This is a genomic window from Brachyspira hampsonii, assembly GCF_001746205.1.
GTDB classification, from domain to species: domain Bacteria; phylum Spirochaetota; class Brachyspiria; order Brachyspirales; family Brachyspiraceae; genus Brachyspira; species Brachyspira hampsonii_B.
Genome location: NZ_MDCO01000006.1, coordinates 286,612 through 302,434, shown reverse-complemented (window position 1 = coordinate 302,434; position 15,823 = coordinate 286,612). Strand labels below are relative to the sequence as shown.

Here is a 15,823-nt window from a genome sequence, read left to right as displayed (position 1 = left end):
TTGGATTTAATATGATAAAAAATAATTTTTCTATAGTATATAAAATAATAATAATTATAATTGGTATTTTTGCGGTGCTTCATGGATTTTTTTATGATAATTTTAAACTTGATATAGAAACTGCATACTACTTCACATATCAAAGCAATATACTTGTGATAATTTATTTTATTTTAGACATTTTAAATATTATAAAGAAAAAAGAAACATTTTATCCAAGATTCAAAGGTGCAGTTACAATGTCTATAACAGTTACATTTTTGGTATATCATTTTTTATTAAGCCCTACAGCTGATAAATATATTGGATTTGCATATATAAGAAATGTGATAGTTCATTATATAGTGCCTGTTATGACTATTTTTGATTATATAATTTTTGATAAGAAAGGCATTTATAAAGTAATAGATCCTATTCTTTGGCTTATAATACCGATTTTATATTTTGTATTTATACTTATAAGGGCTAGAGTAGGAAGTCCTTTTTCAGATGGAAGTTATTACCCTTACTTTTTTGTTGATATAGATAAATACGGACTTAAAACAGTATTAAGAAATGTATTTTTTATCACTTTGTTTTTTGCTTTTTTGGGTTATATAGAATATTTTATTGACAGGTTATTTAATAAAGTATTTAATAAAAAATAATAGATAATTTTATTTATTGTTATATAGTCAGAGTATATATAAAAAATGTAATAAATGAATGCCGTACTTCTAAAATATTTTATCCTAAAATAATAAAAAACTTTTTGATATCATGGAATAAAATTATTTTTAAAGCAGCATATAAAAAATATATAATTATTTAAATGTTAATTAATTTCCTTGTTTAATTCATATCCAAAAAAGTGTCAGAATTTGTCATACCTGCATATTATAATTAAATTAAAAATTTAAAAGGATATAATATTTATGTAGGAATTAAAGATACAAAATAAAAAATATATTATACAATATAAATACCTAAAAGGAGAATAATATGGGAATATTCAAAAAATTATTTGAAAAGTTTGATGGTGTGATAATAAGTGATAATTTAGCAGATTTCGATAGTAATAATGATGTCGAGTATGACAAAAAGAAACGTGAAAAACTAGAATTCCTTAGAAGTGAAAGAGAGTATTACAAAATTGAACTCGAAAAAGAAAAAAATAAACCTAAAAAATCGCTGATTCGTATTTGGGATTTAGAATGTAAATTAGGTGAAATTGAAGATCTCATAATTAAAGAACTTAAAAAATAATTAGATTTCATAAAAAATAAAAATAAGGATATTCTTTATTCTCTCTTTTTTCTTTTTTTGACAAGTTAATATTTTATAGAAAAAGAAAGAAAAGAGTATGATGAAGAAGATAAGAAAGAAATTATTTTTGAAAAGTATAGAAAAAATGTATATATATATATTTTGAAGTTCGCCTATACAGATGTGATATTCTAAAATATATTGCTGAATTATATTTAAAAATTGATGATAAAGAAAAAGCTGAAGAATGCTATAGAAAAATTTTAGAGATTAGCCCTTATGATGATGAGGCAGCAGATTATTTAAAAAACTTGAATGATTGATACAAAATATTTTGACAATTATATTTTTGCTAGTATAATTAACTAATTAAATAAAAATAAAGTATTGGATTTTATTATGAATTTTTATGATAATACTTATGCATCTAAAAGAAATGTTGTATTTGGAAAGAATATAGTTTCAACAAGCAATGTACTAGCTTCGGAAGCTGGGATTGAGATTATAAAAAAAGGCGGTAATGCAGTAGATGCGGCAATAGCTTCAGCAGCTGCACTTACTGTTGCAGAGCCTACTTCAAACGGACTTGGAGGGGACGCTTTTGCTATAATAAATTTTGAAAATAAAATGTATGCCATTAACGGAAGCGGATTTTCTCCAAAGAATTTTGATATTGATAAAGTATTATCATATAATTTTGATAAAATGCCTTTATATGGAGTTTTGCCTGTAACTGTTGGAGGCATTCCAGCAGTTTGGGCTTCTCTTATAAACAAATTCGGTAAATTAAAACTTATTGATGTGCTTGAACCTGCTATTAGATATGCTAGAGAAGGATATGCCATTCAGCCTCAAGTGGCTATTGATTGGAAAGAGGCCTATAATATGTATTTGAATGCTTCTGATAATTTAAAAAAGGAAGAGTTTAAATATTGGTTCGATACTTTTACATTTAATGGAAAAACTCCAGAACTTGGAGAGATAGTTAAACTTCCATATCATGCTAAGACTTTATATGATATAGGAAAAACAGATGCAGAGTGTATTTACAGAGGTGAATATGCTGAAAAAATAGATTCATTTATGAAAAAATACGGAGGATATTTATCCAAAGAGGATTTAAACGAATATTATCCGGAGTTTGTTACTCCTATAATTGCTAATTACAGAGGCTATGATATTTATGAAATTCCTCCAAATGGCCATGGTATTACTGTATTAATGACTTTAAATATATTATCAAATTTTGATTTTAATAATTTAAGCGAATTAGAAAAAGTACATTATCAAATAGAGGCTTTGAAATTAGCTTTTACGGATACTAAAAAATATGTAGCCGATATTAATTATATGCAAACTTCTATAGAGGAAATGCTTTCAAAAGAGTACGCCAAAAAAAGAGCTTCACTTATAAATAAAAATAAATCATTAGAACCTATAAACTATATATTCTCATCAGGGGACACTGTATATTTAGCAGCTTCTGACAGTTACGGCAATATGGTTTCATACATACAAAGTAATTATACAGCTTTCGGTTCAGGAATAGTGATTCCAGAAACAGGTATAGCTTTGCAAAATAGGGGAGCTAACTTTTCATTAGATCCTAATTCTGATAATTTTATAGCAGCACATAAAAAGCCTTATCACACTATAATACCAGCCTTTATATGCAAAGATTCAAAACCTTATGGAGCATTAGGTGTAATGGGGGCTTTTATGCAGCCTCAGGGGCATGTTCAGGTTATAAGTAATTTAATAGATTATGATTTAAATCCGCAGTCAGCATTAGATAAACCTAGATGGCAATGGGTGGGGGATAAAAATATAGAGTTAGAATATAATTTTGATAATAATATCTATAAAGAACTTTCATCACTTGGACATAATATAAAAAAGAAAGATTATCTTACATACTTCGGTTATTTCGGACGCGGACAGATTATATTAAAAAATGATAATGATGTTTATTTTGCAGGCTGTGATGGCAGGACGGATTCAGCTATAGGTGTTTGCTAGATAATTAAAAAAATAACAAGCCTTTAAATAAATTAAAGACTTGCTAAATATTTTATATTTTAGAGACATTATTTCTTGTCTGGAAAAATTACACCTTTTTTTAGTATAATATTTGCATATATTTCAAGTTCGCTTGTGGCAACAATAGCATAGACATTTTTGCATCTGTCATAATATGCAAATCTTTCCAAATATTCATAATTTACTTTTTGATGCTTTGCTATTATATCTTTGTATTTAGCCCATACATCAGGTTCTCTGCCAAAATCAGCATTAGGCTGCATTAATACGACGGGGCTTTCTACAAAAGTATCCAAAGGAAATAAAGGCATAATAGCTTTTAAAACAGTAGGTATATCTATTCCGTCAAGTCTTATAATTTTTTTTACATTATAATCATGAGAAGGAAAATTACCGTCAGCAAATAAAATTTCACTGCCATGTCCCATTTCACATAATACTTTTAATAGCTCTGGTGAAACAACAGGATCTATTCCTTTTAACATATTCCAATTCCTTAAAATTATTTTTTTACAAAAGCCCCATTTAATATTTTAATACTAAATGGGACTTAAGAAAAATTATTATTACCTAGTTACTTTTCCAAATAAAGGTCCGAAATGTTTGCATGCTCTAAAGTCAGCACCTTCAGCATCTTTTGTACCAAATGCTTTCCATGCTTTAGGTCTGAATATTCTATCTTCACTTACATTATGCATGCTTACAGGTATACGAAGCATAGAAGCCAAAGTGATTAAATCAGCACCTATATGACCATAGGCAGCAGCACAGTGATTAGCACCCCAATCATTCATAACAGAATAAACATCTTTGAAAGAATCTTTTCCTGTAAGTATAGGAGCAAACCAAGTAGTAGGCCAAGTAGAGTCAGTTCTTTTGTTAATAGGATCAAATATACTGTTATCAATATTAACAGCATAACCTTCAGCTATTTGAAGTACAGGTCCGAAGCCTTTAACTAAATTAAGTCTTATTATAGTCATTGGCATTTCACCTTTAGTCAGGAAAGTAGAAGAGAATCCGCCTCCTCTGAAGTATTCTCTGTTAGCAGGTGAGAATTGAGTTGCATCAAGACATTTTTTAGCTTCTTCTTCAGTAATATTCCAATATTCTTTTAAAGCAGGGTTTCCATTAACTTTTTGCTCGCCTGTCCAATCTAAAGAAGCAGCACCAGAGTTGATTAAGTGAATGATACCATCTTTAGCTTTTCCTGTAAGTTCTTTTCCTGTAACTCTTTTAACAGCTTCAGGACTCCAATAAGTTCTAACATCAGCGAATAATTGAGATCTGCTTGTTAAAAGGTGAGCAAATAACATAGAAAGACCATTCAAAGAGTCATTTTCAGTAGCAACAACATAAGGTTCTCTTATACCATTCCAGTCAAAAGATGAATTAAGAATAGCTTCAGCAAAGTCCCCATTAGGCATAAAGTCAGTCCAATGTCTTTGTCCTTGGAAACCGCCTGCTATTGCATTATGACCTTGAGCTTCTTCTATATATCCCATTTCAGCCAATTTAGGATTTCCTACCATCAAATCACGCATAATCATAGCCATTTTAATTGAAGTAGCCCATTCTTTTTCTTTTTGTTCATCAGTGGCTTTTACTTTATTGTTGTCAGAGCCAAATTTACATTGTTTAGCCCATTCCCATGCTTTTTTGAACTCTTCTTTATCATATATTTCTAGTTCTAATCTTCTTTTGATTTCGCTCATATCTACGAATTCAGTTCTCATTCCTAAATAGTCAAGTAAGAATTCAGCATCAACCATAGAACCCATAATACCCATAGCAACATAGCCCATACTTACATAAGATTGATCTTTCATAGTAGCAACGGCAAGACCAGCTCTTACAAATCTAAGTATTTTTTCTCTAACATCTTCAGGAACATTTTCATCTCCTGCATCCTGAACATCTTTACCATAGATGGAGAAAACTGGCAAACCTAATTGAGTATGTCCAGCATCAGCAGCAGCCAAATAAACAGCACCAGGTCTTTCAGTGCCATTAAATCCCCATATTGCTTTAGGTATAGCTGGAGTCATATCGATAGTTTCAGAACCATAACACCAGCAAGGTGTAACAGTAAGAGTTAGTTTAACATTATTTTCATCAAATTTTTTCTGACATCTTGCAGCTTCAGCAACACCTCCGATAGTAGTGTCAGAGATTACACATTCAACTTTTTCTCCGCTAGGATGTTTAATGTTTTCTTCTATAAGTTTTGCAGCTATTTTAGCCATGTTCATAGTGGTATCTTCAAGAGATTCTCTAACTCCGTTTCTTCTCCCGTCTATGACAGGTCTAATACCAACTTTTGGTAAATTATTTTGCATTCTAAACATAATTGTTATAATTCCTCCGTAATTTTATTCGTATAATAATTTAGCTATTTCAGGATCGTCTATATTAGTTTTATCATACCATTTAGCACCAGTATCTATGTTAGCAACAGGTTCTCCTTTAGAAGCTTTAACTGCTAAAGTAACAGCTTGGAAACCAATGCTGTAAGGGTCTTGAGTAACAGAACCTTGTATTATTCCATTTCTTATAGCATCTAACTGAGGTTTTCCAGAGTCAAATCCCATAACAACTAAATCTCCGCCGTCTTGAGCATCTCCAACTATAGTGTTAGCAGCACCTGCTTCAGCACTTTTATATACTACTAAGAAACCTCTTGCCATAGCTTCATTAGATAAATATATTCCTAAAACACTTTTACCTCTTAAAGCATTAACTTCATTAGCTATATCAGCTTCATTTTGAGTAGTAGGAACTATAACTTGCAAAGTGTATTTTCCTGCAGTAGCAGCATCTCCGTCAGCTAATTCAGTAAATCTTTTTACAAAACCTTCAGCTCTTCCTATACCAGTATCAGAATTATCTAATTGAAGAACAGCTATTTTAGCTTTGTTTTGAGCAGTAAAAGTAGCTATTCTTTCTTTTAAAGCTTCAAACATTTTATCTGCAACTATAGCAGCAGCAGCTCTGTTATCAGTAGAAGCAGTAGCAAGTACAGCACCTTGAGCTTGGTCTGGTAATATACCAGAGTCAAAACCTATTAGAGGTATATTTTTTTCTTTTATTCTTTTAACTTGTTCAGTGAAATCTCCTGTTACAGCAGCAAAAGCTATAGCATCGGGGTTTTTATTTATTTCACTATCCAACAAGTCCTGCTGTATTTTTGAGTCAGATTCTGTTTCAGGACCAACAAAACTTATTTTTACACCGTTTTGTTTAGCAGCAGCTTCTGCACCGTCTCTAACAGTTACCCAAAACTTGTGCTGGAATCCTTTGGAAATAACAGCTATATAAGGTTCTTTGTTGCCGCAGCTTGCCAATATAACTGTTAATCCTATTAAAGTAGTAGCTAGTAATAAAATTTTTTTCATCTTATTCTCCTTTATTTGTTTTATTTTAATTTTTTCTTTTCTTCTATTAAGCTATTAATTTTAGATTGTACTTCTGATATCTCTTTTGAATAATCTTTAGCATTGTCAGATATCATATAATCTATTTTTATTCTGAAAGATTCTATTTCTTCTTCTAACTGTTCCATTCTCTCTTTTTTTACATCTACTTTTTTAACTTTATTAGACATTTTTATTCTATAAACATCTATAAGTACTGCTATAATAACTACTATACCTATAGTAAAGTATTGGAAGAATTGTTCTACACCTACAGAAGGAAGTCCTACTTTTAGTACAGACATTATATATACACCTATTATTGTACCTATTATAGAGCCAACACCTCCGGAAAGGGATGTACCGCCTATAACTACAGCAGCAATTGCATCAAATTCATAACCTTGTCCAGCTCCGGGACTTATGCTTGAATAACTAGCAGCAAAAGTTAAACCTCCTATACCGCAGAAGAATCCTGCTATTGTGTATGCTATTATTTTCCATTTGTTAGTTTTTATACCTGAAAGTCTTGCGGCCTCTTCATTGCTTCCTAAAGCAAATATATATCTTCCGATTATAGTTTTAGTTAATACAATTACAGATATAATAGTAAATATTGCAAGCATTATAAAGCCGGATGGGAAATTAGATTCTGTTGCATTAAATAATACTCTGAACCAGCCGTACTGAGGATCTGTTATAGTAGGGTAGTATATAGTTTGAGATTTTGAAACTATACCTGATAAACCTTTAGTAACCATAAGCATACCTAAAGTGGCAATAAATGGAGGTAAATTAAAATATGAAATTAAAAAACCATTTATAAATCCGCCTAAAGTTGCAACAGCTATAACTATAATAAGAACTGCCCACATAGGAGTTTGAAAATTGGTTATCATCACACCGCCTACCATAGCAGCAAATAATGAAAGCGATCCTATAGATAAATCAATACCGCCTGTAATTATAACAAATGTTACTCCTATAGCTAAGAAACCTATAAAATATGAATTCCTTAATATCAAAGAAAATGTATCGAAAGTGAAGAAATTTCTTCCCGCTATAACAAAAAATACATACAAAATAAGAAGAGCAACAACTGTTAAAAATTTCTGCAGTCCATTCTTTTTCAAATAAATTAATATATCTCTTGTTCTCCTTCTCATTTTAGCTTTGAAGCATAATTTTCCAGTAAAAGTATTGTTTTCGATATTGTACATATAATTCTCTCCATTTTATTTTTTATTATAGTTTTATATCTATCTCATAGTTGCATATTTCATAATATCATCTTGAGTAGTTCCTTTTATATCTAATTCCCCTGTTTTTTTACCTTCAGACATAACAAGTATTCGGTCGCTCATTCTAAGTATCTCAACCAAATCAGATGAGATCATTATTATAGATTTACCCATAGATACTAATTGTTCCATAAGATTGTATATTTCACTTCTAGCACCTACATCTATTCCTCTTGTAGGCTCATCAAATATTAATACTTTGCATTCTTTTATAAGCCAATTAGCTATTACAACTTTCTGCTGATTACCGCCGGATAGGTTTTTAACTAATTGATTAATAGAAGGTGTTTTTATATTTAATGATTTTACTTCCTTCTCTGAAATATCTCTTACTTTTGAATTCTGAACCATAAGCATATTTGAAAACTTATCATAATTGCCCATCATCATATTTTCAAATACAGGAAGACCTAATGCCAAGCCGTATCTTTTTCTATCTTCAGAAAGATAACCTATACCGCTTTTTATAGCATCTACAGGGGATTTTACTGATATTTCATTTCCTTCAACAAATATTTTTCCGCTTTCAAATTTATCAGCTCCAAAAATAGCTCTTGCAGTTTCTGTTCTTCCTGCCCCCATAAGTCCCGCAAATCCTAATATTTCACCTTCTTTTAAAGAAAAACTTACATCTTTAACTACACCCGGAACAACTAAATTTTCTACTCTCAATATCTCTTTAGCATCTTTTGGTACTTTACTTTCAGTTTTTGGTGTTTCATATATAACGCGGCCTACCATTAGATTCACTATTTCATCTTTATTTGTTTCTTTAGTAATTTTTGTGTCTATATATTCTCCATCTCTTATAACTGTTATTCTGTCAGATAATATGAATAATTCATCTAATCTATGAGAAATATATACTATTGATACGCCTGTTATTTGAAGGTCTTTAATGATTCTAAAAAGTTCTTTTGTTTCTGATTCTGTTAATGCTGCTGTAGGTTCATCTAGTATTAATATTTTAGAATTATGAGTTAATGCTTTTGCTATTTCTACTAATTGCTGCTTTCCTACAGTAAGAGAGCCTATTTTAGCAGAAGGATTAATATCTACATTCATGCCCTCAAATATTTTCTTTGCTCTTTTTATCATTAATTTATCATCTATAAGACCGAATTTATTTAATGGTTCATGTCCTATGAATATATTTTGTGCTACAGTTAAATGATTCATTAAATTTAATTCCTGATGCACTATAGATATACCTTTTTCCTCTGCTTCTTTAGGACCTGATACTTCTAATGGTTCTCCGAAATATTCTATACTGCCTGCATCTTTTTTATATATGCCAGATAGAATTTTCATAAGTGTAGATTTGCCGGCTCCATTTTCTCCTATCAAAGCTAATATTTCACCTTGAATTAAAGAGAAATTGAAATTTTTCAAAGCATAAACACCTTTGAATCTTTTTTCAATACCTGTCATTTTTAAAATTACATTATCACTCATAAGAATAAATTAATCCTTAAGTTTTAAATTTTTATTTATATATATATTTTAGTAAAAAAAATTGCTATAATCAATATAGTATTGTTTTTTTTGAATAAAAAATGAAATAATTTTCATTTTTTTATCTTTTTTATATTTTTGTTTTATTTTTTTATTAAAAAATATTTTTTTTATTGAATATGAAATAAAAATGTATTATATTATAAATATATATATTTTTTTATTATGGCGGGGCATTATGAGTAATAAAGTTTATTCTATAGCTTGCGACTTTGGTTCATCCGGCGGTAAAATATTCTTATCTAAATTTGAAAATGATAAAATGACATTGGAAGAAGTTCATAGATTTTCTTTGACTCCTATAAAGATTAATAATTATTATTATACAGATTTTATATATATGTATAATGAGTTATTAAAAGGCATTAAAAAAGTTATAGATATGGGAGTGCAGCCTTCATCTTTGGGTATAAATTCTTGGGGTGTTGATTATGGTTATATAGATAAAAATGGAGAATTACTATCCAATCCTATAAATTACAGAGATACTAGAACTATAGATACTATAAAAAAATTGGAAAAAATAGGTCTGGGTGCTAGAGAATTATTTAATATAACCGGTATATCATGCATGCCTTTTAACAGTATAATGCAAATATATGAAGATATACAGGGCAGGGCTGATATTGTAAATAATGCTTCAAAGTTATTATTTACTCCTGATTTATTCGGATATTTTTTAACAGGAAATATTTCTTCTGAATATACTATATCTTCAACTTCTCAATTAATAGATGTAAAGAAAAAAATATGGTCTGATGAAATTTTAGAAAAAATTAATTTTGATATTAATAAGCTCCCTAATTTAGTTGAAGCTGGTACGAAAAAGGGTTTATTAAAACAGGAGATAGCAGATTATCTGGGATGCAAACCTTTCGACATTATAGCAGCTGCATCTCATGATACTGCTTCTGCTGTTTTATCTGCACCTATTTTTGATGATAATACGGCATACTTATCATCAGGTTCATGGTCTTTGCTTGGTGTCGAATTAAAAGAAGCAATATTAACAGATGAGGCTTTTGAAAATAATTTTACTAATGAAATGGGATATAATAATACTATAAGATTCTTAGAAAATATTAACGGACTTTGGACTATACAGCTTCTTCAGAAGAAATATCAAATCTCATTTAATGATATGGAAAAGCTTGCAAGAGATAATATTAAAGATGAACATAGAATAGATATCAATGATAATAGATTCTATAATCCTAAGGATATAGAAGATGAAATATTGAATTACTATAAAGATACAAATCAGACTAATGTTCCAAAAGATTCAAGAGGTATTATAATAGCTTCTGTATATAATTCTTTAGCAGAAAGTTATGCTAAATATATTAATAGTCTGAAAAAACTTTTGAATAAAGATATTAAGAAGTTATGTATTGTAGGTGGAGGAACTAGAGATAAATTAATATGCGAACTTACTAAAGAAAAAACTAATTTAACTGTTTCAATAGGGCCTATAGAATGTACTGCTACAGGAAATATATTAGCACAATTTAAATCTTTAGGTATTGTCAAAAATGTTGAAGATATGAGAAAATTAGTTATAAATAGTTTTGAAATAAATGAAATATAATATAGTATTATAATTATTATTTATTTTTAAGGAGAAAAGATGTCTAAAAATAACAGAAAAGATTTAGCTAAAAGTATAATAGATGCTTGTTTAAGTATGAGAAAAGACGGTGTTAATCAGGGAACTGCTGGTAATATTAGTCTTAGATATGAAAATGGTATGCTTATTACACCTTCTGGCATGCCTTATGAGATTATGACTCCTGAGGATATTGTTTTTGTTGATGAAAATGGAAATCCTGAAAAAGATAAAATTCCTTCAAGCGAATGGAGATTTCATTTATCAATACTTAAAGATAATCCTAATTTTAATGCGGTAATACACAATCATGCTGTTTATTCTTCAATGGTTTCTATATTAAATGTAGATTATATACCTGCTATTCACTATATGGTAGGTGTTGCTGGAGGAAATAAAATTCCTTGTGCTAAATATGCTACTTATGGTACTCAGGAGCTATGTGATAATATATCTGAAGCTATGAAAGGTTATAAGGCTTGCATATTAAAAAATCATGGACTTCTTGCAGCTGATGAAACTTTACCTAAAGCGTATCATGTTATGATGGAAGTTGAAAATTTAGCAAGATTGTATATGGGTGTAATAGGAATAGGTAATTATTCAGTTTTATCTGATGCTGAAATGGAAATAGTTTTAGAGAAATTCAAGAATTACGGATTGAATGTTAAACATAAGACTAAAACTAAAGCAAAATCAAAAACTAAAAAATAAATCTTCTTAAGCTACAGAAGATTTAGTAAAATAAAAATATAATAGGAGTAATTTTTATGGCTAGATATATTTTAAATGAAACAAGTTATTTTGGTATTGGTATAAGAAGCGAGCTTGCTGCTGAAATTAAGGCAAGAGGATTTAAGAAAGCATTATTAGTTAGTGATAAAGTTTTGGATTCTTGCGGAGTTCTTAAAAAAGTAAAAGATGTTTTAGATGGAGTTGGTATAGCTTATGATACATTTTTAGATATTAAGCAAAATCCTACTATTAAAAATTGTAAGGACGGATTAGCAAAATATAATGAATCCGGAGCTGATTTTTTGATTGCTGTTGGAGGCGGTTCTGTAATGGATGTTGCTAAAGCTATAGGTATTACAAAAAATAACCCTGATTTTGCTGATGTTAAATCTCTTGAAGGTGTGGCTGCTACAAAAAATAAAAGTGTACCTATTATGGCACTTCCTACTACTTGCGGTACTGCTGCTGAAGTTACTATTAACTATGTAATCATTAATGAAGAAGAAAATAGAAAAATGGTTTGCGTTGATCCTAAAGATATACCTATAGCTGCTTTTGTAGATGCTGAACTTATGGCTTCTATGCCTAATAGCCTTGTTGCTGCTACAGGTATGGATGCTTTAACTCATGCTATAGAAGGATATATTACTAAAGCAGCCCATACTATTTCGGATATGTTTGAATATAAAGCTATGCAGCTTATATCTAAACATTTAAGAGGGGCTGTTAAGGATAAAAACATGACTGATATGGACGGAATGAGTATTGCTCAGTATGTTGCTGGTATGGGTTTCAGTAATGTTGGTCTTGGTATTGTTCACTCTATGGCTCATCCTCTTGGAGCTATATTTGATATACCGCACGGTGTTGCTAATGCTGTACTTCTTCCAATAGTTATGGAATTTAATATGCCTGTTTGTATAGATAAGTATGTTGATATAGCTGTTGCAATGGGCGAAAAAGTTGATGGATTAAGCAAAGAAGAAGCTGCTAAATTAGCTGTTGAGGCTGTTAGAAAACTTTCTAAAGATGTTAATATTCCTGCTAATTTAAGAGAATTAAAAATTAAAGAAGAGGATTTACCTAGACTAGCAAAAGATGCTTTGGCTGATGTATGTACAGGAGGAAATCCTAGAGATGTAACATTAGATGACATACTTGCTTTATATAAGAAAGCTTATTAATAATCATTAATTAATTATTCTTAAACTTTATTAAAAGGCTGTCTGTTATTTTATTCAGACAGCCTATTTTTGATAATTTGAACAAACTTAAAAATCAGACATTAGTTTTTCGTATTTTAATTTATCTTTATAAAGTTCCAAATATATTTGATACTTTTTATCAAAATATTCTTTCATAGTTTTATCAGTTTCTATGCATTCTCCCTTTTTAGACATTTTTGCTAATGCATCTTCATAATTTTTATATTCTCCTGAAGCTATAGAAGCCAGAATCGCACTTCCGAATACAACAGATTCTTCATGTCCTGCTGTATATATTGTACATTGACATATATCTGCAAGCTCTCTCATAAATAATGGATTTTTAGCAGCACCTCCGCATACTATTATAGTATTTATAGTATAACCATTATTTTTTGAAGTTTCTATAATATTTCTTGTACCAAAGCATATACTATCTATAGTTGCCCAATATAATTTAGCCATAGATGTAATATCTTCTGACATATCCAAACCTATTTCTACTCCTCTTTCTTTTGGATCTGCTATAGGGGATCTGTTTCCGTAATGATAATCTAGTATATGAATATCTTTTATATAGAATTTATTAATATTTTTTAATTTATCAACTTCTTCATTTAGAATTTGATATATATCTTTAAATGTTTTTCCTTCTTTTATGAGATTATTAAAATAAGGATGCTTTTTTATATTATAATCTATTAAACTTCCATAAGCACTTTGACCGCCTTCATTTAGCCACATGCCTGATACCATAGCATTATAATAAGGTCCCCAAACACCATTAACAAATATTGGTTCTTTACTATTCATCATATGACATGCAGAAGTGCCGGCTACTATTACAAGAGTATTTTCTGCTTTTCCTATCAATGAACCAAGTCCGCCTGCATGGGCATCTATCATACCAACAGCAACCTTAACATTTGAAGATAAACCTAATTCTTTGCTGCTTTCTTCTGTGAGATTTTCAGCAAATACGCCGGGTTCTTTGATAATATTTCCTATTTTATTTTCTTCTATAAGATCATATAAATCTAAGCTTTTAAAAAAAGCTTCATCCCATTTATTTTCATGAGCCAAATATGTCCATTTACATGCGGTAGTACAAGAACTTCTTATATTACTTCCGCAGGCTTTATATTGAAGGAAATCTGCCAAATCAAAAAATTGATTAATTCTTTTATAATTTTCAGGTAAATTTCTTTTAAGCCATAGAATTTTAGGTATTTCCATTTCAAGGCTTATTTTCCCTCCTACATATTTTAACACATCGAAATTTTGTGAATTAATCTCATCAGCTTCTTTTACAGCCCTATGATCCATCCACATTATTATATTCCAATCATCTTCGCAATCTTTATTGACGCTTACAGGTTTATTATCTTTATCCAAAGCTACAAGCGAACAAGTTGCATCAAATCCTATAGCTATAACATCATCAGAATTGATTTTAGATTTAGATATAACTTTTTTTACTGACTGACATACGCTGTTCCATATATCATTAGAAGATTGTTCAACGAAATTTTCATCTATTTTTCTTAATTTTATAGGTGTGCTTTCAAATCCAAAGCTATTTCCATCTAATGAGAAAATGCCTGCTCTTGAACTGCCTGAACCTACATCTATACCTATTATATATTTCATAGTTTACTCCTATTTTTTTTCACTTCCTTTTAGATGGAATTCAGCAGAATAATTAAAGATTTGTTTTTGAATATCAAATGTTTTCTGAGCTAATAACATAGATGTAGCATTACTTCCTATATCAAATGCCGGAAATACTACTTCAGATATATTATTATTTTCATAAGATGAATACAAATTTACAAGTTTATCAAAAGTGATTATAGATACATCATCTGGTATTGATAATTTTAATTCATTTAAAGCTTTTAATATACCTATTGCTAGTATTTGATTAGCAGCCAAAATAGAGTCGAATTCAATTTTTTCTTTCACTAGTTTTTTTATAATATCGTATCCGCTTTCACTATCATTAAAATCTCCGTAATATACTCTATTTATGCCGTTATCCAATTTATGATTTTTTATGCTTTCCAAAAATCCATCTTTTCTTTCTTGAGCATTACTGAGATTTAAACTTCCTGTTATGATTATTGGATTTTTTGCTCCGCCTTCTATTAATAAATCTGTAGATTTTTTTGCAGCGTTAAAATTGTCTGATAAATTCTTTATATATATATTATCAAATGGTAAATTTCTATCTACTAATGATACTAGATTTGTGTTCTTATCATACGGCAATTTATCTCTTTTATTTGATGCAGGAATCCATATTACTCCTATATCCCTATTATTTTTTATTCTAGAAAAAATTTTTTCTTCTTCTGCTATGGATTCATTAGTAATGTATATTCCAAATGGTATATCATTTTTTTGAACTACAGATATTATACCATTAAATAAATCTAAATAAAATGTATTACTTAAATCAGGTATTATTAATATTATTCTTTTTATACATTTTGTATTAAAATATTTATCAATATCATTGTTTTTTAAAACATCATTAATTTTATTTCTAGTAGATTCTTTTACTGAATTTGGATCTTTAAGCATTCTTGAGATAGTTGCCGGCGATATCCCGCTTATTCTTGATAATTCTCTTATTTTCAATTTTATATTTCCTTAAATATTTTTTAATATAAATGTTAAAAATATATTACAATTATGTAAAAAAATCAATATTTTTTTTAATTTTATTAAAATTATAATAAAATTCATAAAGTATATCAT

13 protein-coding genes are annotated in these 15,823 nt (G+C 29.3%); 6 read left to right on the top strand and 7 right to left on the bottom strand.

The annotated features are described in order from the left end of the window. Positions 1–11: 11 nt before the first annotated feature. From BFL38_RS04395 to BFL38_RS04385, 3 genes are all read left to right on the top strand, one after another. Positions 12–647, top strand: coding sequence for a Pr6Pr family membrane protein (locus BFL38_RS04395; RefSeq protein WP_069725904.1), 636 nt, complete (start codon positions 12–14; stop codon positions 645–647). A gap of 334 nt (positions 648–981) precedes the next feature. Then, complete coding sequence (locus BFL38_RS04390; protein WP_069725903.1) at positions 982–1,245, top strand: hypothetical protein; 264 nt, start codon at positions 982–984, stop codon at positions 1,243–1,245. A gap of 399 nt (positions 1,246–1,644) precedes the next feature. Next, the gene (locus BFL38_RS04385; protein WP_069725902.1) at positions 1,645–3,264 is read left to right on the top strand and encodes a gamma-glutamyltransferase family protein; all 1,620 of its coding nucleotides are present in this window, start codon (positions 1,645–1,647) and stop codon (positions 3,262–3,264) included. Between the two features lie 68 nt (positions 3,265–3,332). Here the strand turns inward: BFL38_RS04385 and BFL38_RS04380 are convergent, their stop codons facing one another. From BFL38_RS04380 to BFL38_RS04360, 5 genes are all read right to left on the bottom strand, one after another. Further along, on the bottom strand, positions 3,333–3,770 hold the full coding sequence (locus BFL38_RS04380; RefSeq protein WP_008726000.1) for an RbsD/FucU family protein: 438 nt from the start codon (positions 3,768–3,770) through the stop codon (positions 3,333–3,335). Positions 3,771–3,851: 81 nt separating this feature from the next. Further along, complete coding sequence (locus tag BFL38_RS04375) at positions 3,852–5,633, bottom strand: L-fucose isomerase (RefSeq protein ID WP_069725901.1); 1,782 nt, start codon at positions 5,631–5,633, stop codon at positions 3,852–3,854. A gap of 24 nt (positions 5,634–5,657) precedes the next feature. Continuing rightward, positions 5,658–6,680 carry an ABC transporter substrate-binding protein gene (locus BFL38_RS04370; protein ID WP_069725900.1) on the bottom strand — a complete coding sequence of 341 codons (1,023 nt, stop codon included), beginning with the start codon at positions 6,678–6,680 and terminating at the stop codon, positions 5,658–5,660. 20 nt (positions 6,681–6,700) lie between these two features. Continuing rightward, positions 6,701–7,918, bottom strand: coding sequence for an ABC transporter permease (locus tag BFL38_RS04365; protein WP_069725899.1), 1,218 nt, complete (start codon positions 7,916–7,918; stop codon positions 6,701–6,703). A 39-nt stretch (positions 7,919–7,957) separates the two neighbouring features. After that, positions 7,958–9,454 carry a sugar ABC transporter ATP-binding protein gene (locus BFL38_RS04360; RefSeq protein WP_069725898.1) on the bottom strand — a complete coding sequence of 499 codons (1,497 nt, stop codon included), beginning with the start codon at positions 9,452–9,454 and terminating at the stop codon, positions 7,958–7,960. 238 nt (positions 9,455–9,692) lie between these two features. Between BFL38_RS04360 and BFL38_RS04355 the strand changes: the two genes are divergently transcribed. Genes BFL38_RS04355 through fucO form a run of 3 tightly spaced genes read left to right on the top strand, consistent with a single transcriptional unit; the run spans position 9,693 to position 13,039 of the window. Beyond that, the gene (locus tag BFL38_RS04355; RefSeq protein WP_069725897.1) at positions 9,693–11,102 is read left to right on the top strand and encodes a rhamnulokinase; all 1,410 of its coding nucleotides are present in this window, start codon (positions 9,693–9,695) and stop codon (positions 11,100–11,102) included. Between the two features lie 39 nt (positions 11,103–11,141). Continuing rightward, the gene (locus BFL38_RS04350) at positions 11,142–11,834 is read left to right on the top strand and encodes an L-fuculose-phosphate aldolase (RefSeq protein WP_069725896.1); all 693 of its coding nucleotides are present in this window, start codon (positions 11,142–11,144) and stop codon (positions 11,832–11,834) included. Between the two features lie 56 nt (positions 11,835–11,890). Continuing rightward, positions 11,891–13,039: a lactaldehyde reductase gene (gene fucO / locus BFL38_RS04345; protein ID WP_069725895.1), complete on the top strand. Its 1,149-nt coding sequence runs from the start codon at positions 11,891–11,893 to the stop codon at positions 13,037–13,039. An 87-nt stretch (positions 13,040–13,126) separates the two neighbouring features. Here the strand turns inward: fucO and BFL38_RS04340 are convergent, their stop codons facing one another. Then, positions 13,127–14,710: an FGGY-family carbohydrate kinase gene (locus BFL38_RS04340; RefSeq protein ID WP_069725894.1), complete on the bottom strand. Its 1,584-nt coding sequence runs from the start codon at positions 14,708–14,710 to the stop codon at positions 13,127–13,129. Between the two features lie 9 nt (positions 14,711–14,719). Then, complete coding sequence (locus tag BFL38_RS04335; RefSeq protein WP_069725893.1) at positions 14,720–15,703, bottom strand: LacI family DNA-binding transcriptional regulator; 984 nt, start codon at positions 15,701–15,703, stop codon at positions 14,720–14,722. Positions 15,704–15,823: the final 120 nt, after the last annotated feature.